Origin of the sequence: Mesorhizobium sp. CAU 1741, from assembly GCF_039839275.1 — a bacterium.
GTDB lineage: Bacteria > Pseudomonadota > Alphaproteobacteria > Rhizobiales > Rhizobiaceae > Aerobium.
In genome coordinates this window covers 197056-217268 of record NZ_JBDOQP010000003.1, presented here as the reverse complement: position 1 = coordinate 217268, position 20213 = coordinate 197056, and the positions used below count along the sequence as shown (strand labels likewise).

23 protein-coding genes are annotated in these 20213 nt (G+C 64.9%); 13 read left to right on the top strand and 10 right to left on the bottom strand.

What is annotated here, in order from left to right; translation table 11 throughout:
• Positions 1 to 88: 88 nt before the first annotated feature.
• From AAFN84_RS14730 to AAFN84_RS14710, 5 genes are all read left to right on the top strand, one after another.
• A complete protein-coding gene (locus tag AAFN84_RS14730; protein WP_347515359.1) occupies positions 89 to 601 on the top strand; it encodes a DUF2306 domain-containing protein in 513 nt (170 codons plus the stop codon).
• 148 nt (positions 602 to 749) lie between these two features.
• Positions 750 to 1727 carry a class II fructose-bisphosphatase gene (glpX, locus tag AAFN84_RS14725; protein ID WP_347515358.1) on the top strand — a complete coding sequence of 326 codons (978 nt, stop codon included), beginning with the start codon at positions 750 to 752 and terminating at the stop codon, positions 1725 to 1727.
• A gap of 8 nt (positions 1728 to 1735) precedes the next feature.
• Complete coding sequence (locus AAFN84_RS14720; RefSeq protein ID WP_347515357.1) at positions 1736 to 2059, top strand: putative quinol monooxygenase; 324 nt, start codon at positions 1736 to 1738, stop codon at positions 2057 to 2059.
• Positions 2060 to 2116: 57 nt separating this feature from the next.
• Positions 2117 to 3901 carry a single-stranded-DNA-specific exonuclease RecJ gene (recJ, locus tag AAFN84_RS14715; RefSeq protein WP_347515356.1) on the top strand — a complete coding sequence of 595 codons (1785 nt, stop codon included), beginning with the start codon at positions 2117 to 2119 and terminating at the stop codon, positions 3899 to 3901.
• A gap of 138 nt (positions 3902 to 4039) precedes the next feature.
• Positions 4040 to 6565: a membrane-bound PQQ-dependent dehydrogenase, glucose/quinate/shikimate family gene (locus AAFN84_RS14710; protein ID WP_347515355.1), complete on the top strand. Its 2526-nt coding sequence runs from the start codon at positions 4040 to 4042 to the stop codon at positions 6563 to 6565.
• 63 nt (positions 6566 to 6628) lie between these two features.
• On the opposite strand, the gene AAFN84_RS14705 is transcribed toward AAFN84_RS14710, so the two are convergent.
• The 3 genes from AAFN84_RS14705 to folE form a co-directional block, all read right to left on the bottom strand.
• Positions 6629 to 7588 (bottom strand): patatin family protein, encoded by a 960-nt coding sequence (locus AAFN84_RS14705; protein ID WP_347515354.1) that lies wholly within the window; start codon positions 7586 to 7588, stop codon positions 6629 to 6631.
• A gap of 86 nt (positions 7589 to 7674) precedes the next feature.
• A complete protein-coding gene (gene hisI / locus AAFN84_RS14700; protein ID WP_347515353.1) occupies positions 7675 to 8124 on the bottom strand; it encodes a phosphoribosyl-AMP cyclohydrolase in 450 nt (149 codons plus the stop codon).
• Positions 8125 to 8138: 14 nt separating this feature from the next.
• On the bottom strand, positions 8139 to 8789 hold the full coding sequence (gene folE, locus AAFN84_RS14695) for a GTP cyclohydrolase I FolE (RefSeq protein WP_347515352.1): 651 nt from the start codon (positions 8787 to 8789) through the stop codon (positions 8139 to 8141).
• A gap of 238 nt (positions 8790 to 9027) precedes the next feature.
• Here folE and AAFN84_RS14690 point away from each other — a divergent pair, with 238 nt between their 5' ends.
• The 5 genes from AAFN84_RS14690 to AAFN84_RS14670 all read left to right on the top strand — a co-directional run bounded on the left by AAFN84_RS14690 (position 9028) and on the right by AAFN84_RS14670 (position 13233).
• Positions 9028 to 9474 (top strand): iron-sulfur cluster assembly scaffold protein, encoded by a 447-nt coding sequence (locus AAFN84_RS14690; RefSeq protein WP_347515351.1) that lies wholly within the window; start codon positions 9028 to 9030, stop codon positions 9472 to 9474.
• A 17-nt stretch (positions 9475 to 9491) separates the two neighbouring features.
• The gene (yidD, locus tag AAFN84_RS14685; RefSeq protein ID WP_347515350.1) at positions 9492 to 9818 is read left to right on the top strand and encodes a membrane protein insertion efficiency factor YidD; all 327 of its coding nucleotides are present in this window, start codon (positions 9492 to 9494) and stop codon (positions 9816 to 9818) included.
• Between the two features lie 90 nt (positions 9819 to 9908).
• The gene (locus tag AAFN84_RS14680) at positions 9909 to 10085 is read left to right on the top strand and encodes a YegP family protein (RefSeq protein WP_347515349.1); all 177 of its coding nucleotides are present in this window, start codon (positions 9909 to 9911) and stop codon (positions 10083 to 10085) included.
• A 176-nt stretch (positions 10086 to 10261) separates the two neighbouring features.
• On the top strand, positions 10262 to 12256 hold the full coding sequence (gene thrS, locus AAFN84_RS14675; protein ID WP_347515348.1) for a threonine--tRNA ligase: 1995 nt from the start codon (positions 10262 to 10264) through the stop codon (positions 12254 to 12256).
• 47 nt (positions 12257 to 12303) lie between these two features.
• Complete coding sequence (locus AAFN84_RS14670; protein ID WP_347515347.1) at positions 12304 to 13233, top strand: lysophospholipid acyltransferase family protein; 930 nt, start codon at positions 12304 to 12306, stop codon at positions 13231 to 13233.
• Positions 13234 to 13242: 9 nt separating this feature from the next.
• On the opposite strand, the gene AAFN84_RS14665 is transcribed toward AAFN84_RS14670, so the two are convergent.
• Positions 13243 to 14163: a hypothetical protein gene (locus AAFN84_RS14665; protein ID WP_347515346.1), complete on the bottom strand. Its 921-nt coding sequence runs from the start codon at positions 14161 to 14163 to the stop codon at positions 13243 to 13245.
• A gap of 175 nt (positions 14164 to 14338) precedes the next feature.
• Between AAFN84_RS14665 and AAFN84_RS14660 the strand changes: the two genes are divergently transcribed.
• Positions 14339 to 14923 (top strand): nitroreductase, encoded by a 585-nt coding sequence (locus AAFN84_RS14660; RefSeq protein WP_347515345.1) that lies wholly within the window; start codon positions 14339 to 14341, stop codon positions 14921 to 14923.
• Positions 14924 to 14927: 4 nt separating this feature from the next.
• A complete protein-coding gene (locus AAFN84_RS14655) occupies positions 14928 to 15533 on the top strand; it encodes a flavin reductase family protein (RefSeq protein WP_347515344.1) in 606 nt (201 codons plus the stop codon).
• Between the two features lie 99 nt (positions 15534 to 15632).
• Here AAFN84_RS14655 and AAFN84_RS14650 read toward each other — a convergent pair whose 3' ends face one another.
• Positions 15633 to 15956, bottom strand: coding sequence for a helix-turn-helix domain-containing protein (locus tag AAFN84_RS14650; protein ID WP_347515343.1), 324 nt, complete (start codon positions 15954 to 15956; stop codon positions 15633 to 15635).
• Between the two features lie 179 nt (positions 15957 to 16135).
• Between AAFN84_RS14650 and AAFN84_RS14645 the strand changes: the two genes are divergently transcribed.
• Complete coding sequence (locus AAFN84_RS14645; protein ID WP_347515342.1) at positions 16136 to 17053, top strand: SDR family oxidoreductase; 918 nt, start codon at positions 16136 to 16138, stop codon at positions 17051 to 17053.
• Between the two features lie 30 nt (positions 17054 to 17083).
• Here AAFN84_RS14645 and AAFN84_RS14640 read toward each other — a convergent pair whose 3' ends face one another.
• The 5 genes from AAFN84_RS14640 to AAFN84_RS14620 form a co-directional block, all read right to left on the bottom strand.
• Entirely contained in the window at positions 17084 to 17761 is a 678-nt protein-coding gene (locus AAFN84_RS14640; protein ID WP_347515341.1) for a hypothetical protein, read from the bottom strand.
• Positions 17758 to 18534, bottom strand: a complete 777-nt coding sequence (gene map, locus AAFN84_RS14635; protein ID WP_347515340.1) for a type I methionyl aminopeptidase — start codon at positions 18532 to 18534, stop codon at positions 17758 to 17760. Before map ends, AAFN84_RS14640 begins: the two co-directional genes overlap by 4 nt.
• A gap of 1 nt (position 18535) precedes the next feature.
• On the bottom strand, positions 18536 to 18742 hold the full coding sequence (locus AAFN84_RS14630; protein WP_347515339.1) for a ParD-like family protein: 207 nt from the start codon (positions 18740 to 18742) through the stop codon (positions 18536 to 18538).
• Between the two features lie 92 nt (positions 18743 to 18834).
• Positions 18835 to 19707: a CoA ester lyase gene (locus AAFN84_RS14625; protein ID WP_347515338.1), complete on the bottom strand. Its 873-nt coding sequence runs from the start codon at positions 19705 to 19707 to the stop codon at positions 18835 to 18837.
• Positions 19707 to 20210, bottom strand: a complete 504-nt coding sequence (locus tag AAFN84_RS14620) for a MaoC family dehydratase (protein ID WP_347515337.1) — start codon at positions 20208 to 20210, stop codon at positions 19707 to 19709. The genes AAFN84_RS14625 and AAFN84_RS14620 overlap by 1 nt, the downstream gene beginning before the upstream one ends.
• Between the last annotated feature and the right edge of the window lie 3 nt (positions 20211 to 20213).

Here is a 20213-nt window from a genome sequence, read left to right as displayed (position 1 = left end):
AGGCGCTCGTCCCTGCCAGGTCAAGCGCGCATTCCGCTTCGCGCAGCTTGTCCGCAAGCCTCTGACCCAAGACCGCAGGAGACCCGCCATGACCCTCACGCCGCTTCTGGAAGCGTCCTTCGCCATCAAGCTTCACGTTCTGGCCGCCACACTGGCCTTCCTGCTCGGCGGACTGGTGCTCTTTCGCCGCAAGGGTGGTCCGTATCATCGGCTTGCGGGACGCGTCTGGGTCGGGCTCATGCTCGTGGTGGCGCTGTCCTCCTTCTTCATCCACATGATCCGCCTGGTCGGCCCGTGGAGCCCGATCCACCTCCTGTCGATCGCAACGCTCTGGTATCTTTATCGCGGGGTTCAGGCCGCGCGTCAGAAACGCATCCCTCACCATCGCGGCATCATGCAGGGGCTCTTTCTCGGCGCGCTCGTCGGCGCCGGCCTGTTCACCTTCCTGCCGGGACGCATCATGCACGAGGTTTTTTTCGGCGGATCGCAGCCCTGGATCGGCGTGGGTGTGGCCGCCGCTCTCGTCGTCGCGGTGGCGTTACTCCTCTGCAAGATGCTGCGCGACAGCAGCCTGTTATCCCGCTTTGCGCGAGCCCGCTGAGGCGTGCCCGCGACCACCGGTTCATTCAATCGATTCATGTTCGTTGGACCGTCGATTTCGGCTGTTGCGACACTTGCCCGCCAGAGCCGCCTTTGACACAAGGAGACGCTTCCAATCGAAGAAAAGTCTCCTTGCAGGAATATCCGCCATGGCAAAAAGCGCATCGCCCGGTCTCGACCGCATCCTGACCCTCGAACTGGTTCGCGTCACCGAGCGCGCCGCGGTGGCTGCGGCACGGTTGCGCGGGCGCGGCGACGAGAAGGCGGCCGACCAGGTCGCCGTGGACGCGATGCGCTCCGAACTGAACCGCCTGCCGATCAAGGGTACGGTGGTGATCGGCGAGGGCGAGCGCGACGAAGCGCCGATGCTCTATATCGGTGAAGAAGTCGGCACTGGCGACGGACCGGGCGTCGACATCGCGCTCGACCCGCTGGAGGGCACGACTATCTGCGCCAAGAACCTGCCCAATTCGCTGGCCGTCATCGCCATCGCTGAGAAAGGCAGCCTTCTCTACGCACCGGACGTCTACATGGACAAGATCGCAGTCGGCCCCGGCTATCCCGCAGGTGTCGTCGACATCGATGCGCCCGCGCAGGAGAACATCGAGAACCTGGCCAAGGCGAAGGGTGTTCCGATCGCCGAGATCACCGCCTGCATCCTCGACCGGCCGCGCCATGCCCGCCTCATCGAGGCGGTGCGTGCCACGGGTGCCTCGATCCGGCTGATCGGCGATGGCGATGTCGCCGGCATCATCCACACCACCGATCCTGACGAGACCGGCATCGACATCTACCTTGGCACCGGCGGCGCGCCGGAAGGCGTTCTCGCCGCCGCGGCGCTGCGCTGCATCGGCGGGCAAATGCAGGGGCGTCTGCTCCTCAACAGCGAAGACAAGGTCGCCCGTGCCGCCAAGATGGGAATTTCCGATCCCAACAAGGTCTACGCGATGGACGAGATGGCGCGCGGCGACGTGCTTTTCGCGGCGACCGGCGTCACCGACGGCAACATGCTTGCCGGCGTCAAGTTCGGCCGCGATTCTATCCAGACCCACACCATCGTCATGCGCTCGTCCTCCGGCACGGTGCGTGAGATCAAGGCCCGCCACCAGGACCTGGACAAGTTCTGAGCAGGTCGATGGCAAGAGTGGTCCGCATTGCCGAACTGGAAATCGATCCAAGGCACGCCGACAGCTATCGCGCTCTGCTGTCGGAAGAGATCGAAGCCTCGGTTCGGCTGGAGCCGGGCGTGCTCTTTCTCTTTGCGATGTCGGTAAAAGGCAGTCCGCACTGCATACGCGTGGTGGAGGGGTATGCCGATCAGGCAGCCTACGAAGCGCACCTTCTCACGCCCCACTTCCTGACATACAAGACCCAGACTGCCGACATGGTCCTTTCGCTTCGGCTGATCGAAACAGACCCGATACTGCTGAAGGCCAAGGATGGCCGGTATTCCGGCTGAGGCCTATCCAAAGCTGCTGCGGGAACCTACCTTCGCGGTTCTGAACCTGGGACCGAAATGACCGAAAAGCGCTACTTTCTTGACGTGAGACAGTCGGCGACCGGACTTGCCTGGGCACACCGGCTCGACCCGCGCCAGGAGAATGCCGCGCTGGCCATCGCTCAGGGCCACGGCGTGCCGGACATCGTCGCGCGTGTGCTCGCCGGGCGCGGCGTCGGCCAGGACGATGCCGCGCGCTTCCTCGATCCGACGATCCGCGACCTGCTCCCCGATCCTCGATCGCTCACCGACATGGACGCCGCCGCCGCCCGCATCGCCGACGCCGTCATGCGGCGCGAGAAGGTTGCGATCTTCGGCGACTACGACGTCGACGGCGCGGCATCGTCCGCGCTGATGAAGCGCTTCTTCGCCCACTACGGCGTTGAGGCGGAGATCTACATTCCCGATCGCATCTTCGAAGGCTACGGCCCCAATCCGGACGCCATGCGTGACCTCGTGTCTCGTGGCGCGAGCCTCATCGTCACGGTCGACTGCGGCACCAACAGCGCGCCTTCCGTCGCTGCGGCCAACGAAGCGGGCGCGCAGGTCGTCGTTCTCGACCATCACCAGGTTGGAGGGCCGCTCCCCGACGCCGTCGCCATCGTGAACCCGAATCGCGAGGACGATCTGTCGGGGCAGGGACATCTGTGCGCCGCCGGGGTCGTCTTCGTGACGCTCGTGCGCGTCACCAGCGTGCTGCGCGAGCGCGGCGGGCCGGCACCTTCTGCCGACCTGCTCGGCTGGCTCGACCTCGTCGCGCTCGCAACGGTGTGCGACGTCGTCCCGCTAACCGGCGTCAATCGCGCCTTTGTCGTCAAGGGGCTGTTGGCGATGCGCCGGCTTGGCAATGCCGGCCTTGCAGCGCTGGCGCGCGTTTCACGCATCGGCGAGCCGCTCAACCCCTACCATTTGAGCTTCATCCTCGGCCCCCGCATCAACGCCGGCGGCCGCATCGGCGATGCCGCGCTCGGCAGCCGGCTTCTGGCCAGCGACGACGCGCTGGAGGCGCGCCAGATCGCCGAGACGCTCGACCGTCTCAACCAGGAGCGCCAGGCCATGGAGCACGTCATGCTGGCCGAAGCCCGCGCGGAAGCCGATGCCGAGCTTGCCGCCGGTGACGGGCCGTCCGTCATCGTCACCGCCAGCGACACCTGGCACGCCGGCATCGTCGGCTTGCTGGCCGCGCGGTTGAAGGAGCATGCGCGTCGGCCGGCCTTTGCCATATCGTTCGGCGCCAACGGCGTCGGCTCGGGTTCGGGGCGGTCGATACCCGGTTTCGATCTCGGCCGCATGGTACGTGCCGCGGTCGACAAGGGCCTGCTCGTCAAGGGTGGTGGCCATGCGATGGCGGCCGGCATCACCATCGAGCGCGACAAGCTTGGCGCCGTGCGCGCATTCTTCGAGGATTGGGCCTCGGCCGAGATCACCCGGCTTCGTCACGAGGAGTGTCTGGAGATCGACGCGGCGCTGTCCGCCGATGGCGCCACGTTCGAGCTTCTCGATGCGCTGGAAAGTGCCGGCCCGTTCGGATCCGGTCATCCCCAGCCGATCCTCGCGCTTCCGCGCCACACGCTGGCCGACGCGCGCCAGGTCGGCGCGAATCACCTCCGCCTCGAGCTGCGCTCGCAGACCGGTGCGCGTCTCCAGGCCATGGCCTTTCGCGCTGTCGATACCGACCTCGGCCACTTCCTCTACGCCAATCGCGGTCGCGCCATTCACCTTGTGGGCAACCTGTCCGCAAACTGGTGGAACGGTGCGCGATCGGCCCAGTTCCGCGTCGTCGACGCCGCACCCGCGCTCTGATCCTATTGTCGCGCCGAGTTGTTGGTCCAGTGCGCTCGCGCCGCTGGACTCGCCCTCGCCACAGGCATATCCCGGCAACTGATGGGAGGACATGCAATCTCCGGCTGTGTCGGAGGACAAGAAGCGAAAGATCGAATCATGTCCGAAAGAACCGCAGGATCAGGCTGGGCTCCCTGGCCCGTTTGGCTGGTCGTCCTGCTGATGGTCGTCGGTGGAGCCTATCTCCTCTATGGCGGCATTCAGCTCATTTCACTTGGAGGCTCGTGGTACTTCGCACCCACCGGTGCGGGCCTCGTCATTTCCGCGTTGCTGCTGGCGCGCCGCAACCTGCTGGGCCTCTATCTCTTCGTCCTGATTTTCCTCGCCACCATAGTCTGGGCGCTGTGGGAAGTCGGACTTTCATTCTGGCCGCTCGTGTCTCGCCTCGTGGCGCCCGCGGTGCTCGGCATACTGGTGTTCCTGTGTGCCCCGACGCTTGCGCGGGGCGGCGCCCGCCTCGGTTGGACACCGGCGCTCGTCGTCAGCGCATTGCTGGCGGTCGGCCTTGCCGCGACCGGCTATCGCGCCTTCCAGCCGGTACCGTTCGTCGCCGCGATCTCCGCGCCGGAGATCGTTGCCGAAGTCCAGCCCCCGGCGGACTGGCTCCACTATGGCCGAACTCCCAACGGAACGCGCTATTCCCCGGATACGCAGATCACGCCGGAAAACGTCGCCAGCCTCGAGGTCGCATGGACCTTCCGCCATGGCGATGTCCCGATCGATCCGACCGGCAGCGGCGCGCAGGACCAGAACACGCCGCTCCAAATCGGCGACACGATCTACGCCTGCACCGTTCGCAACGTCGTTCACGCGCTTGACGCCGATACTGGCGAACAGCGCTGGAGCTTCGATCCCGAGGCGTCCTCGCCATTCTGGCAGCGCTGCCGCAGCGTCGGCTATTACGAATCGACGGGCGAGGTTTCCGCCGGTCTCCAGGCGATCCGCGATCAGGAGGCAGCCGAACAGGCGGCACTCCAGGACGGCGAGGACGCAGCCGCCACCGGAGATGAAACCGGTGAGGCGGGAGACGAACCCGCCGTGGCTCAGGCGCCGACGACCGAGCCCGAGGCCCCGGCTGACCAGGCTCAGTCGACCGAAGAGGCGATCTGCCAGCGGCGCATCGTGCTCGGCACGATCGACGCGCGCCTGATCCAGCTCGACGCCGACACCGGCGCGCTCTGCCCGCAATTCGGTGACAACGGTACGGTCGATCTCAAGGTCGGCATGGGCGACGTTCGCCCGGGCTTCTACTTCCAGACCTCTGCGCCCACCGTTGCCGAAGGCATCATCATCATCGGCGGCTGGGTGGTCGACAACGTCGCCGTCGGCGAGCCCTCGGGTGTCGTGCGCGGCTTCGATGCGGAGACGGGCGAACTCGTCTGGGCCTGGGACCTCGGCAACCCGGACATCACGCGCTTTCCGCCGGAAGGAGAGACCTATACGCGCGGCACGCCCAACGTCTGGACGACACCCGCCTTCGACGCGGAACTCGGCCTCGTCTATCTGCCGACCGGCAATGCGACGCCGGATTTCTATGGCGCACACCGCACCGAACTGGATGAGGAATACACAGCCACCGTCGTGGCGCTCGATATCCAGACCGGCCGCGAACGCTGGCATTTCCGCACGGTCAATCACGATCTGTGGGACTACGACCTGCCAGCCCAGCCGGCGCTCTACGACATTCCCGACGGCAATGGCGGCACGATCCCGGCGCTGATCCAGACCACCAAGCGTGGCCAGATCTTCGTGCTGGACCGCGCCACCGGCGAACCGGTCTACGATGTCGAGGAGCGGGCGGTGCCGCAGGGTGCGGTCGAGGGCGACTGGACGGCTGAAACGCAGCCTTACTCGGTTGGCATGCCGGCGATCGGCGCCGAGCCTCTTACCGAGGCGCGCATGTGGGGCACCACGCCGTTCGATCAGCTCTACTGCCGAATCGAGTTCCGCAAGCTGCGCTATGACGGCGACTTCACGCCGCCGGGGCTCGACCCGTCGCTGCAATGGCCGGGGTTCTACGGCGGCATGAACTGGGGAAGCTCGTCGATCCACGAGCCGAGCGGTTATCTGGTCTTCAACGACACGCGCTCTCCGCATCGGATCCAGCTCGTGCCGCGTGAGCAGGCCGACGCCGAGGATGCAAGCGGCTCGCATGAGGGTCTGTCCGGCCAGCTCGGAACGCCATACGGTGCATCGAAGGTCACCTTCATGTCGCCGCTTGGCGTGCCGTGTCAGGAGCCTCCCTACGGCACGCTGACGGCGATCGATCTGAAGACCCAGACCGTCGCGTGGCAGGTGCCTCTCGGCACGGTCGAAGACAACGGGCCCTTCGGCATCAAGATGCATGTGCCCATGCCGACCGGCATGCCGACCGTCGGCGGCCCGGTCACCACCGCCTCGGGCCTGATCTTCTATGCGGGGACGCTCGACTACAATATCCGGGCGTTTGACCTGGCCACCGGCAAGGAGGTCTGGAAGCACCGGCTTCCTGTCGGCGCGCAGACGACACCGCTCGTCTACACGTCGCCGGAGACCGGGCGCGAATACGTTGTCGTCTCGGCAGGTGGCGCCCGCACGTCGCCGGAACGTGGCGACTACCTCATCGCCTTCGCTCTTCCGCAATAGGCGCTAAATAGACGAAGCCCGCGATCACTGGATCGCGGGCTTCGCTTGTCAGGTAACGCTGGACTATCCCAGCACCGTCTGCAGTCGCTCGAGATCGGCGAGATGAACCTTCGTCACCTCGTAGCCGATGCGAATCGCTTCGTCTGCGCGGTGAAACTCCGTCAGTCCGATATGGCCGAGCTTTGGCAGCAGTGAAAGGTCTGGCGGGTCGCCTGCCATGCGCGCCCGCGATATCCGATCCTGGATGATGTTGAAGGCCTCGACCATCACGCCGGTGATGCCGAGCCGCGCCTCGCGCTCGCTCGGTCCCTTGTCGACCACCAGTTCAGCGGACGAGTCCGGAGCATCCGCGCTGTGCTTGATCACCGCCGCGCGGCCGAAGAGGTCGTAGTGCAGGTTGACCGCCACCACCAGCGGCTGCTCGTGCGCCCGGCACACCGACACCGGCACGGGGTTGACCAGCGCGCCGTCGACCAGCACGCGCTTGTTGCACAGCACCGGCTCGAACACGCCCGGCAGCGCGTAGGATGCGCGCATGGCGTTGATCAGCGAGCCGCTGGAGAGCCAGATTTCATGGCCGGTGCGGATTTCCGCCGCCACGCAGACGAAAGGCTTTGGCAGGTCGGCGAAGGTCAGGCCCGCCATGTGCTCCTGCATCCGCGCCGTCAGCTTCATGCCGCCCAGCAGCCCGTTGCCGCCGAAGCTCAAATCCATGAGGCCGAACATGCGGCGCTTGGTCAGCGAGCGCGCGAAATCCTCCAGTTCGTCGAGCTTGCCGGCCAGGTAGCATCCGCCCACCAGCGCGCCGATCGAGGTGCCGGCGATCATGTCGATTTCGATACCCGCCTCGTCGAGCGCCCGCAGCACGCCGATATGCGACCAGCCGCGTGCCGCTCCACCGCCAAGCGCCAATGCGATGCCGGATTTCCGCGGCGGCTTTTTTTCGTGAATGACCGGATCGGCGGGAAGGTCTCCTCCGTTCCCGCCTTCATGCCTGCTGCGCAAGGACGCCCATTCAAGCATCGTCAATACTCCCTATCCCCGTGCGCACCATACACGGCCGGTCGTATCGAAATGATGAATCCTTGTGCAGTCGGCCGGCAGGCCCTTCAGGCCTTGTCTCCGTAAACCGTTGATGGATCGAACTGCGGTCTCGTGCCGTCGTCGACAAGTCTTGCTTCCCCATCCTGCAAGATGATCGTCCTGTAAAAGCAGGAACGCCGCCCAGTGTGACAGGTTGCATCATGCCCGGCAACTTCGACCTTGAGCCAGACCGCGTCCTGGTCGCAGTCGGTGCGCATCTCGACGACGCGCTGCAGGTTGCCGGACGTCTCGCCTTTCTTCCACAGCGTGCCGCGCGAACGCGACCAGTAGTGGGCGATGCCCGTTTCGAGCGTCAGGCCGAGAGCCGTCGCGTTCATGTGCGCCACCATCAGCAGCGTGCCGTCGCGGGCGTCGGTGACGATTGCGGTCACGAGCCCGTCGCGGTCGAAGCGCGGCGAAAATGCCGCCCCTTCCTCGAGCTGGCCCTTGTCCGCGGGCGGAGCGGGGAATTCCATCGGGATGTTCGTCCTCAGGCGGCGAAGCCGCGCAGCATCATCAGGAACCGCGCCTGCTCTTCGGGATGGTCCTTGAACGAGCCCGTAAAGGTGGTCGTCAGCGTCGTCGACCCCTGCTTGCGAATGCCGCGCATGGCCATGCACATGTGCTCGGCCTCGATCATCACCGCGACGCCGCGCGGGTTCAGCACCGTCTGGATGACGTCGGCGATCTGCGCCGTCATTGCTTCCTGGGTCTGCAGGCGATGGGCGAAGATATCGACGGTACGCGCGATCTTCGACAGGCCGACGACCTTGCCGTCGGGCAGGTAGGCGACATGCGCCTTTCCGATGATAGGCACCATGTGGTGCTCGCAATGCGAATGGAACTGGATGTCCTTGACCAGCACGAGATCGTCATAGCCCTGGACTTCCTCGAAGGTGCGCCCGAGTTCCGCCGCCGGGTCCTGGTCGTATCCCCCGAACATCTCGCGATAGGCGCGGGCAACGCGTGTCGGCGTGTCGACGAGCCCCTCGCGGTCAGGATTGTCGCCGGTCCAGCGCAACAGTGTGCGCACGGCGGCCTCGACCTCTTCTTGCGAAGGGCGCTGGGCAGGCGGCGTGCCGGCGGGTTCGGTCTGCGTGTTGTCCGCGCGCGGCGGAAAGGTCTTGACGACAGCGTCCATGAAAGGCGTCTCCCGTAGTCCCTTTCTACGAAGGGACGAGTTGAACGGACCACAGCCTTTCTCGGAAATTTCGGCCATGAAAAGGCATTTCCGGAAGCGGCGTGCATTCCTCCCGCGCGCCTCGTTCTGCTCGACTTGTAGCATGCGGGATCAGCCCATTATATAAGGGGCGATGCGATGATTGGAAGACACGGAAACGGCAATCGTTTCTCTTTGAGCGCCGCTAGGTTGGAATGCCATGATCAACGATGTCTACAACGCGAAAATTCTCGGTTTTGCAGGAAATATCGGCTGTCTCGGTCGCCTGGACGACGCCGATGCCTCCGCGACCGCGCATTCGAAGCTGTGTGGCTCAACCGTCACGGTCGACATCCGCATGGACGGCGACGTGGTCACCGGCTTTGCCCATGACGTGAAAGCCTGCGCGCTCGGCCAGGCGTCCTCTGCCATTATGGCCGAACATGTCGTCGGCGCGACCGGGCAGGAACTGCGCGAAGTCCGCGAGGCGATGCTGAAGATGCTCAAGGAAAACGGCGCCCCGCCGCAAGGCCGCTTCGAGGACCTCAAATATCTGGAGCCCGTGCGCGACTACAAGGCGCGGCACGCCTCCACCATGCTGACCTTCGATGCTGTCGTCGACGCCATCGGCCAGGTCGAGAAGAAGCGCTCCGGCCAGGCGGCATGATCGCGAAATAGCGCGAAATGGCCCATAAGAGCCGCAACTTCTCCGGCGCATGGCCGAGGACGCCCGGCCGCATCGCGGGCACCGCGCTCGTGCGGCTCTATCAGCTCACCCTGTCCGGCTTCATCGGCAATTCCTGTCGCCATTTCCCCACCTGCTCGGAATACGCCTACGAGGCGATTGCGCGCCACGGGCTATGGGCCGGTGGTTTCATGGGTCTATTCCGCGTCCTCAGATGCGGACCTGGCGGCACTCATGGCATCGATCTGGTGCCAGAAAGGCTGGCCGAACAGTACCGCTGGTATATGCCCTGGCGATACTGGTCGATTTCTTCGAAGCGCGACTGATACCGGTTGACGCAGGGACATCGACACTTGCCCACTGGCTCTTGTGTTGGCACATTGCACCAGAACGCTACCAAGAGAGGGGAAAGCGCCATGGCTCACAAGTTCGAAATCTACAAGGACAAGTCCGGAGAGTTCCGGGTTCGCTTCAAGTACAACAGCGAGGTCATGTTCTCCACGGAAGGCTACGCCTCCAAGGCGAGCGCCCAGAACGCCATCGATTCGATCAAGAAGAATGGCCCCGAGGCACCCGTCGAGGACAATTCCTGACCGTCCGTCCGGCCTGATCGACAGGCAGCTTCGTCCGCACGCCTTCACAGGGACCTTTACGCTCGGCGTTGGTGCGTTTAAGACTGCGCGCCGCCGCCGGGCCCTCATACGTTCCCGCGGCCATCACAATGCAACCACCCGCGCTCGTAGGCGGGACTGGATGAAGAGGACGCATCATGGCCAACGCCATTTCCCTGACATTCCCCGACAATTCGGTTCGTGAGTATCCCGCCGGCAGCACCGGCCGCGACATCGCCGAATCCATCTCCAAGTCGCTTTCCAAGAAGGCTGTCGCGATCGCGATCGACGGCGAACTGCGTGATCTCGCCGATCCCGCCTCGTCTGGCCGCATCGAGATCGTCACTCGTGACGATCCACGCGCGCTGGAGCTGATTCGCCACGACACCGCCCATGTGCTGGCGGAAGCCGTGCAGGAACTTTGGCCCGGCACCCAGGTGACGATCGGCCCGGTGATCGAGAACGGCTTCTATTACGACTTCGCCCGCAACGAGCCGTTCACCCCGGACGATTTCCCTGCCATCGAAAAGAAGATGCGCGAGATCATCGCGCGCAACCAGCCTTTCACCAGGGAGGTCTGGGACCGCGACCGTGCCAAGAAGGTCTTTTCCGACAAGGGCGAGAGCTACAAGGTCGAGCTGATCGACGCCATCCCGCAAGGCCAGGACCTGAAGATCTACTATCAGGGCGACTGGTTCGACCTGTGCCGTGGTCCGCACATGGCTTCGACCGGGCAGATCGGCAGCGCCTTCAAGCTGATGAAGGTCGCCGGTGCCTATTGGCGCGGCGATGCCAACAATCCGATGCTGACGCGCATCTACGGCACCGCCTGGGCGTCGCAGGAGCAGCTCGACCAGTATCTCCACATGCTGGAGGAGGCCGAGAAACGCGACCATCGCCGCCTTGGGCGCGAGATGGACCTGTTCCATTTCCAGGAGGAGGGGCCGGGCGTCGTCTTCTGGCATGCCAAGGGCTGGAAGATGTTCCAGAACCTGATCTCCTACATGCGGCGCAGGCTTGGCGACGACTACCAGGAGGTCAACGCCCCGCAGGTGCTCGACAAGGCGCTGTGGGAGACGTCGGGCCACTGGGGCTGGTACCAGGAGAACATGTTCGCGGTGAAATCCGCCCATGCCTTCACCCATCCCGACGACGAGGAGGCCGACCAGCGGGTCTTCGCGCTGAAGCCGATGAACTGCCCGGGTCACGTCCAGATCTTCAAGCATGGCTTGAAGTCCTACCGCGATCTGCCGATCCGGCTTGCGGAATTTGGCAATGTGCACCGTTACGAGCCGTCAGGCGCCCTGCACGGGTTGATGCGCGTGCGCGGCTTCACCCAGGACGATGCGCACATCTTCTGCACCGAGGACCAGCTTGAGGCCGAGATCCTCAAGATCAACGACCTCATGATGTCGGTCTACAAGGATTTCGGCTTCGACGAGGTGGTGATCAAGCTCGCCACGCGTCCGGAAAAGCGTGTCGGCACCGACGCCATGTGGGACCATGCCGAGGATATCCTCAAGCGTGCGCTGGAGCGCATGGCGCGCGAGGACAATCGCATCAAGACCGGCATCAACGAGGGCGAGGGCACGTTCTACGGCCCGAAGTTCGAGTACACCTTGCGCGACGCAATCGGCCGCGAATGGCAATGCGGCACGACGCAGGTCGACTTCAACCTGCCGGAGCGGTTCGGCGCCTTCTATATCGGTGCTGATTCGGAAAAGAAGCAGCCGGTGATGATCCATCGCGCCATCGTCGGCTCGCTGGAGCGCTTCCTCGGCATCCTGATCGAGAGCCATGCGGGGCATTTCCCTCTGTGGTTCGCGCCGCTGCAGGTCGTGGTCGCCACGATCACCTCGGACGCGGACGACTACGCCAAAAGCGTCGTCGCGAGGCTCAAGGCCGCCGGCCTGACGGCCCAGCTCGACCTGCGCAACGAGAAGATCAACTACAAGGTGCGCGAGCATTCGCTCGCCAAGGTGCCGGTCATTCTCGTCTGCGGCCGCCGCGAGGCGGAGGAGGGCACCGTCAACATGCGTCGCTTCGGCTCCCGCGACCAGGAGTCGATGACGTTGCAGGCCGCGCTCACCGCGCTTGCCGAGGAGGCGACGCCGCCCGACCAGCAACGCGTCGAGGCGCTGCCGGCAATCTGACGCCTGGCGGGCGGGTGGTTCTCCATCCGCCCGTTCACACGAGTGTCATGAACCTGCGTCATCGCTTGCTCATGAAGCTCCTGTTCCGCCGCGCACCGAGCCACGTTCCGGACCTGTCCTACGCCAACGCGAACCAGCCGCCGTTGAAGCGCTGGGTCATACGCTCCATAGAAGGCGTGTCCGGGCGCCGCCGCTTCATGAAGCTCTATGACACATGGCGGCGCGAGATCGTGCCGTCGCGCGACCGCGTGTTTTCCCGCATGCTCGCCCTGCTCGGGATCACGGTGCGCACCCATGGCGCCTGGCCGCCCGCCAATCTTCCCGACTGTCCGCTGGTGATGATTGCAAACCACCCGTTCGGCATCGGCGATGGCATTGCCATTCTGTCGCTCGCAGAGCAGTTGGGGCGCCCGTTCAAGGTGATGATCCACGCCGACCTGCTGCGCGTTCCCGAGATTCGCGACTATTCGCTTCCCGTCGATTTTTCCGAAACGCGGGAAGCGACGAAGAACAATCTGGCGGTCCGCCATGAGGCGGTGCGACTGCTCAGGGAGGGCGTCACCATCGTCATCTTCCCGTCCGGCGGGGTTGCCACCGCGCCCAAAGGCTTCGGCGCGGCGGAAGATCTGCCGTGGAAGCTGTTTCCGGCCAAGCTGGTCCAGGAGACCCGGGCCTCGGTCATTCCGGTGCATTTTTCCGGTCAGAACGGGCCGCTGTTCCACTTGGTCAGCCGTTTCTCGATCACCCTGCGCCTGTCGCTGCTGATCCGCGAGTTCGCGCGGCTCGCTGGCCGGTCGATCGACGTGACGCCGGGCGCCGTCATCTCCTGGGAAGACCTGGCGCGCGAGGACGGCCGCCATGCGCTCACCCGGCGCCTGCACCGCGCCGTGTTCGATCTGGCGTGTCCGGCCAAACGGCCGCCACGGCTTGGATTTCTTCGCAAGGTGGTGCAGGTCGCGCCGCGCAGGGCTGCGTGAAGCAAGCGTTCAGTCGAGTGCCGCGTCGTCGGCCTCGTTCTCCGTGGCCAGCACCTCGACGTCCTGGTTGCGGCCTGCGACTACCTTGAAGTCGCGCTGGTAGATGCGGTCGCGGTTCTTGGCGACGATGGCGTAGTCGCCTTCCGACAGGACCATCGAGGCAAACGCGCCGACGCTTTCGCGCACGATATCGCCCGAATCCGTCAGCACCGCCCATGACGTGTCGGCGATCGCCTCGCCGCCATTCTCGCGCACGAGCTTCAGCGTGAGCTGGGCGGCCCTGTGCTCCACCGTCGCCTCGGTCAGCTTGCCGGCTTCCACGCGAATGTCGGAGCGGATCACGGCGTTGACCGCGCCGTAATTCGACACGACGTGATATGTGCCGGAATTCAGCCGCACGACGGCGCCTGGCTTGACGTTGGGAATGATCAGCGCGCGATCGCCATTGATGTCCGGTTCCGCTTCGTAGATGGCGAAGCGCAGCTTGTCGCGCGGGATGCGCTGGCCGCCGGAAATCACCGCGTCGAGCTTCATGCCGCCGGCATCGAGCACCATTGATTCGGAACGCGACTGGGAGCCGATGGTGATCCGCTTGGTCGCGCCGGCACGACCGAACGAGGCGTGCACCAGATAGCTTCCGGGTTCGAGGTCGAAGACGCCCGACCCGCCTTGCGCCGAGGCCACCAGCGGCAATTTGCCGTCCTGGTCGGGCACTGGCTTGAAAACCCGCCACACGAGGCCGCGTGTGATGTCGGGACCTTCCTCGGTCAGGCGTGCCGAAAGCGTGATCTCGCCATTGCCGGCGGTTGCCAGCGGACGCTGCACGCTTGGTGGCGCATAGCTTGAAATGCCAGGAACTTTCAGGGATTCGATCGGATCGGCCGCGTCCTGCGCGCCGGCTGGGCCGGACGCGATGCCCAGCAGCGCCATGCTGGCTGCCAGTGTGAACGGTCTGGCTCTTGATTTCGCCCCTGTCATGGCTTGCTTTGAAGCCCAGACCGGTGGCAATTTCAAGGCGCAAAAGCGCAGGCCTTCAGCTTCGCGCAAGCAAGGCATCCGGCTTTCCGTCGGTACCAATTCCTCCAAGCCGGCCCGGGAGCCTCCATTGTCTTCATCCGTCATCGATTTTCTGCTCGCGCGCAAATCCGCGCCCATTGCCGAACTCAGGCAGCCAGGCCCCTCGCAAGACGAGATCCGCACGCTTCTGACCGTCGCCACCCGTGTGCCCGATCACGGCATGCTCGCCCCGTGGCGCTTCATCCTCTATCGCGGCGACGCCCGCATCCGCGCGGGCGAGCTCCTGGCTGCGCGCGCGGCAGAGCGCGAGGGCGAACTGAGCGAGGCCCGCCGCCAGCAGGAGCTGACGCGCTTTTCGCGCGCGCCGCTGGTGATAGGCGTGGTCTCGAACCCGCGCGAGCATCCCAAGATCCCGCAATGGGAAATGGTCCTGTCGGGCGCAGCCGCCGCCATGAACCTGGTGCTGGCCGCCAATGCGCTCGGCTACGGCGCCAACTGGATCACCAACTGGTATTCCGATGACGAGGAGGGACGCCGCATCCTCGGCCTTGCCCCGCACGAGCGCGTCATCGGCTTCGTCCATATCGGCACCCATGAAGGCGTGCCGTTCGAGCGCCCGCGCCCGGACATCGACGCCCTCGTCACCGACTACACCGGACCTTTTGAAGGATAAGCCAATGTTCTACGAACCCTCCAAGGGCCATGGCCTGCCGCACGACCCTTTTAAGGCCATCGTCGCCCCGCGCCCGATCGGATGGATCTCGACGATGTCGGCCGGCGGCGCGCACAATCTCGCGCCCTATTCGTTCTTCAACGCGCTCAGCACCCATCCGCATCTCGTGATGTTCTCGTCCGAAAGCGAGAAGGACAGCGTCACCTTCGCCCGCGAGACCGGCGAGTTCGTCTGCAACCTCGTCGGCAGCGCGCTGGTCGACAAGATGAACGCGTCGTCTGTCGATGCCCCGCGCGGCACGTCGGAATTCGACTATGCCGGCCTTGAGATGGAGCCTTCGCGCCTCGTCGCCCCGCCGCGCGTGCGCGGCGCGCTCGCCGCGCTCGAATGCAAGGTCACCGACATCATCCAGCCCAAGGGCCTCGACGGCCAGACCGGCGACCGCTTCGTCGTCTTCGGCGAGGTCGTGGGCGTCTATATGGACGAAGCGGCGATGACCGACGGCCTGTTCGACATCGTCAAGGCCGGCACCGTCTCCCGCCTCGGCTACATGGACTACGCCGCCGTGACCGAGACCTTCCAGATGCGCCGCCCGAAATGGGAGGGGTGACGGATGGGTTGGGTCGATAGCGCTGAGACCGACGGATTTCGAACCGGGCGTGGGCGCAATTGGCAATGAATGCTTTGGCACCGAAGCGTGCCCAACCGGCTAGATGGCTTCGTCGAAGGCGGAGCGTGCGGTCCTGATCGCGGCGTGACTGAGGTCCGCCCAACGGATGAGGACGGCCAGCGGCTCGAGGATCGTCTCGCCAAGCGGCGTCAGACGGTATTCGACACTTGGCGGCTTGGTCGGATAGACGGCTCTGGCGACCAGGCCATCGCGTTCCAGATCGCGCAGCGTCTGCGTCAGCATCCGCTTGGAAATGTCCGGGATTGCACGTTGCACGGCGCTGAAGCGGTGCGGGCCCTCGGCCAATGTGCCAAGGATCAGCGTCGACCACTTGTCGCCGATCCGGTCGAGGACATCGCGCACCGGACAATCCGCGTCGGACGACCATTGCGGTCGTTTTCCCGAGGAACCCGGAGCGGCGGCTCGTGGCTGTGGCGTGGTTACCTTTGCCTCACCATGTCCCAAAATTCTGCCTCCTTCACATCGGCGCTGGTCTCACATAGTTACCTTGTATCTGAAATGAACCGCAAGGAAGAACGACAATGTCCGATCTGCAAACAATCTTCGTCACCGGCGCAACAGGGCACCTTGGCGGCTTGGTCATTGATGCGTTGCTCGAGACGCGCCCCGCCAGCGCGATCGTCGCGGGCGTGCGCGATCCCGCCAAACCGTCTGCCATTGCACTGCGCGACAAGGGCGTCGCTGTTCGCGTTACCGACTATGACCGACCGGAGACGCTGGCGAGCGCGCTCGAGGGCATCGATCGGATGCTCCTGATCTCCAGCAGCGAGAACGGCAAGCGCAAGGTGCAGCACCGCAACGTCATCTCCGCTGCCAGGCATGCCGGTGTCGGCCTGATCGCCTACACCAGCATCCTTCATGCCGACACATCCCCGCTGCTTCTTGCCGAAGAGCACCGCGACACTGAGGCCGCCCTGGCGGAATCGGGCGTGCCTTACGTCCTGCTGCGCAATGGCTGGTACACCGAGGTCTTCACCTGGCGGCTGCCGATGGCTGTGGAGCAGGGAACGCTCATCGGCGCTGCGGGCGAGGGGCGCATCTCGTCGGCGGCCCGTGCCGACTATGCGGAGGCTGCGGCCAGCGTGCTGGTGGGCGGCGACCATGCCGGGCGGACCTACGAGCTGGCGGGCGATGCCGCCTTCACGCTGGAAGAGCTGGTCGCCGTGGTGAGCGAGGCGTCGGGCCAGCCGATGACCTACGAGAACCTGACACCGGATGATTTCAAGCAGGCGGTTCTGAGCGCTGGCTTGCCTGAAATGGTCGCGGCGATCCTCTCGAATACCGATGCGGGTATCGCCAAGGGCGCGCTGTTCAATGATGGCGGCGATCTCGGCCGGCTGATCGCGCGACCGACGACCCCGTTTCGCACAACGATAACGGCATTCATCGACAACCTGCCATCCGCAAAGACGCCGGCAACAGAACCCGCGCCTGGCTGAAGCACGCCGCCGCGGTCTTTCAACTACTCATCACCCGCGCTTGGTTGCAATCCAGATCATGTGCCGCGCGCCGCGGCCATGTGTGCTGGCCCGCACCGTGACTTCCTCGGCCGCGAACCCGGCGCGGCCGAGGCGGCGCGTGAAGGCGGGGCTCGGGGCTGACGACCAGACGGCCAGCAGTCCCGCCGGCCGCAGCGCCGCCCGGGCTTGCTGCAATCCCGTCTGGTCGTAAAGGCCGTTGTTCTGCTCCCTGCTCAGCCCTTCCGGGCCGTTGTCGACGTCCAGCAGGATCGCGTCGTACCCGAGTGAGTTGGCGGCGATGAGACTGCCGACGTCGTCGTTGACGATGCTCACCCTCGGGTCTGCAAGGCTGTCCGCGAACACCGGCGCAAGCGGCCCGTTCGCCCAGGCGATGACGGCGGGCACGAGCTCCGCGACGGTGATCTCGGCATCGGCGCTGAAGCGCCGGAGTGCGGCCCGCAGCGTAAAGCCCATGCCCAGCCCGCCGATCAGCAGCTTCGGCGCGGCTCTGTCGGCAATGCGTTCGGCCACGAGATCGGCCAGCGCCTGTTCGGAGCCGCTGAGGCGGCTGTTCATCAATTCGTTGGTGCCGAGCATGATGGAATATTCGTCGCCCCTGCGCTTGAGGCGCAACTGCGTCGTGCCTCCCGGCACATCGGCGGCATCGAGATGGACCCACGGCTTCATGGAGAGACCGGCATCGCCGTCTCATCGCGGCGCAGCGTCAGCACGTCGACGCCGTCTTTCGTCACCGCCACCGTATGCTCGAACTGGGCGGAAAGCTTGCGGTCGTTGGTCACCACCGTCCAGCCGTCGCTCGCGGTCGAGACCCTGCGCGTGCCCTGGTTGACCATTGGTTCGATGGTGAAGACCATCCCCTCGCGCAGCGTCAGTCCGGTCCCGGGCTTGCCGTAATTGAGCACCTGCGGCTCCTCATGCATCTCGCGTCCGACGCCGTGCCCGCAATATTCCCGCACCACCGAATAGCCGTTCTTCTTGGCGTGGCGCTCGATCGCAAAACCGATGTCGCCCAGTTGCGCGCCGGGCCGCACCTGCCTGATGCCCTTCCACATCGCCTCCTGGGCGACGCGCACCAACCGTCTGGCAGCCGGCGCGGCATCGCCGACCAGATAGGTCTTGCTGGAATCGGCGATATAGCCGTTCTTCTCCAGCGTGATGTCGAAATTGACGATATCGCCGTCGCGGATGATATCCTGCGGATTTGGCACGCCGTGGCAGACGACATGGTTGATCGAGCAGTTCAGCACATGCTTGAAGCCATATTGCCCCTTGCTTGCGGGCCGCGCGGCGAGGTCGTCGGTGATGAAGCGCTCGACGAGGTCGTCGACCTGCAATGTCGACTTGCCGACAAGATCCTGGCCATCCAGCATCTCGAACACCGAGGCCAGCAACCTGCCGGAAATGCGCATCAGCGCCAGTTCGTCCGGGGTCTTGACCATGTCAGGCGTCCGCGAGATCCGGCATCCGCACATGCGCGGCGGCGAACTGCATCTTGACGATCTCGTTGAACGACAGGGTCGGATTCGCTTCCGCCAGCATGCCGATCGTCATCCAGAATTCCGCCTGCGCATTGATCGAGCGGCACATCACCGTCGAAGCCCGGCGGGCCTCCTCATGCAGGTCGTCGTCGATTTTCACGATGCCCATTCACGTATCTCACACTTGTCCAATATACGAACCATATATGGATCGTATATTGCGTGGTCAACAGCAATACGGCATCGCGCCAGAACGACCCTTCACAGCACCCCTGCGGCCTTCGCCCGTTCCAGCAGGCGTTCGGCGCGTTTCAGGTGAGGGCGGTCGTACATCTTGCCGTCTATGCCGACGACCCCCGGGTTGCCGGCCGCTGCAAATGCCTCGACCACCGCGCGCGCATGCGCCACCGCGTCGCTGGACGGCGTGAATATCTCGTTGATGACCGGCACCTGCGCGGGGTGGATCGCCATGCGCGCGGTAAAACCGTCGCGCACGCCTTCGAAGCAGTCGCGCCGGAACGCCTGCTCGTCGCGGAAATTCGGAAAGACCGTGTCGATGGCCGCGACGCCGGCGGCGCTTGCCGCAAGAATGGTCGAGACCCGCGCCAGACGGAACAGGTCGGTATAGGCGCCGCCGGCATCGCGCGTGTCGCTGGCGCCGATCGCCGCCGACAGGTCTTCCGCGCCCCAGGTCAGCCCGGCCAGCCGTGTCCCGCCTTGTGAATAGGTCGCGGCGTTGAGCACGCCAAGCGGCGTCTCGGTGATGATCGGAATGATCCTCGTCGAGCCGTCCGGCAGCCCGTTTTCGGCTTCCGCGACGCGCAGCCGCACGGCGAGCCGCTCGACATCGTCGCGGCTGTTGGACTTCGGCAGCATGATGCCGGAAGGCGCCGACGGCATCACCGCTGCGAGGTCGTCGTCGGTCAGACCCGTCGACAGGTCGTTGACGCGCACGTAGATCCGCGGGCCGGACTTATTGGTGGCGATAAACGCGGCTGCCAGCGCGCGGCCAGCAGCCTTGTTGTCCGGCGCCACCGAGTCTTCCAGGTCGACGATCAGCACGTCGGCGCCGGATGCGAGACCCTTGGCGAGTTTCTTTTCCGAATCGCCCGGCACGAACAGCAGGGAGCGCATCAGGCCGTCACCTGCTTCTTCTGCACCATCGTCTGGCGGATGCAGCGGGCGACGAGGTCGCCATTCTGGTTGAACGCGCGGTGCTCCATCTCGACGATGCCGCGATCCGGCTTCGACTTCGATTCGCGGATCGAGCGGATTTCCGTTTCCACCCGGATCGTGTCGCCGTGGAAGACGGGGTGCGGGAAGACGACCTCGGTCATCCCAAGATTGGCGACGATGGTGCCGAGCGTCGTGTCATGGACGGAAATGCCGATCATCAGCCCCAGCGTGAACAGCGAGTTGACCAGCGGCTTGCCCCACTCACTCTTCGCCGCCGCGTCGAAATCGATGTGCAGCGGCTGCGGGTTCATCGTCATGGTGGAGAACAGCACGTTGTCCGCCTCGGTCACCGAACGCCGGATCGGGTGATGGATCACCTGGCCGACCACATATTCCTCCAGATAAAGCCCGGCCATGCGTCTCTCCTCGTCCTTCATGGTTGCCGGCAGGTTAATAGCCATGGT